The following is a 1,127-nucleotide window of genomic DNA, read 5'->3' as shown; positions in this document are numbered from 1 at the left end:
CGGAAAAGCCGGCATGGGTGGGCTTCGTCGATGCTCTCTCGGGTCCGGGAAAGGGACGGCGGTTGGCCGGTCCGGTTTGTAGCGTAGAACGCGGCTTGGAGTTCGGTGGGTGGATGGCCGGCTACCATCCGGTGTCTTTGAGCGCATCGACGGCACGACCGAACATGGTGGCCTTGATCGCGCCCAACGTGCCGGGGTCTTTTCCGCCGAGAGGACGCAGCAACTCCACCGCTGCGGCGGTGACCGCACCCTCGGCGGCGGTGGCGTCGACGAGCCCGATACCGGCGGCATCCACCCCGCCGAAACGGCGTCCGGTGGTCATCGCCGCGATCGCCGTCTGCGGGGCGAGCTTGGCCTGAATCAGCGCGGCCATCCCCGGGGTGAACGGGATGCGAATGTCGACCTCTGGAAAGCAGAAGAAGCCGCGATCGGCACGCATCACCCGAAAGTCGTGGGCTACGGCCAACATCGCGCCGGCACCGAACGCGTGGCCGACCACCGCCGCCGCGGTCGGCATCGGCAGCGTCAGCACCCGCGCCAACACGGCCTGCACCTTGGCGACATACCAGCCGGTCCGCTCGCCGTTGGCGGCGAGCCAGTCCAGATCCAGCCCGTTGGTGTAGAACTTGCCGGTCGCCCTGGTGACCAGGCCCTGCGCTCCTGTCGCGACGACATCATCGAGCACCGCGTCGATCTCATCGAGAAACCCGGGCGAGAACCGGTTTTCGCCGTCACCGAGGTCGAGGACCGCGATCTTGTCGTCGTAGCTGAGGTTCATGGCCTTATCCCACCACGTCGGGATGACCGTGGCGCACCGGCATGACAGGATCGATAGATCATGAGCACCGGCCAATCGCTTCCCATAGTCTTCTCCGGCGTGCAGCCGACCTCCGATTCGCTGCACCTGGGTAACGCGCTGGGCGCGATCACCCACTGGGCGCAGCTGCAGGACGACCACGACGCGTTCTTCTGCGTCGTCGACATGCACGCCATCACCGTGCCGGGTTGGGACCCGCAGACGCTGCGACGCAGCACCCTGGTGACCGCCGCGCAGTACCTGGCGCTGGGTATCGATCCTGCCCGCAGCACTGTCTTCGTCCAGAGCCACGTCCCCGCGCACGCCGAAC

Annotated in this window: 1 protein-coding gene and 1 pseudogene; one reads left to right on the top strand and one right to left on the bottom strand. The window is 67.1% G+C overall.

Annotation, left to right across the window (positions count from 1 at the left end; all coding sequences use genetic code 11):
- Positions 1–121 precede the first annotated feature (121 nt).
- The gene (locus tag AC2VON_RS03450; RefSeq protein ID WP_486951690.1) at positions 122–778 is read right to left on the bottom strand and encodes an enoyl-CoA hydratase-related protein; all 657 of its coding nucleotides are present in this window, start codon (positions 776–778) and stop codon (positions 122–124) included.
- Between the two features lie 60 nt (positions 779–838).
- Between AC2VON_RS03450 and AC2VON_RS03445 the strand changes: the two are divergent.
- A pseudogene (locus AC2VON_RS03445) lies at positions 839–1,127 on the top strand (tryptophan--tRNA ligase); the annotation flags it as partial.

The sequence above is a fragment of the Mycobacterium sp. TH-M82 genome, assembly GCF_057473605.1.
The sequence above is the reverse complement of the archived record's forward strand: the minus strand, read 5'-3'. Positions and strand labels throughout refer to the sequence as shown.

Excerpts from the sequence above, each read along its gene's own strand:
- AC2VON_RS03450 (WP_486951690.1), bottom strand. The coding sequence starts at position 778 with ATGAACCTCAGCTACGACGACAAGATCGCGGTCCTCGACCTCGGTGAC.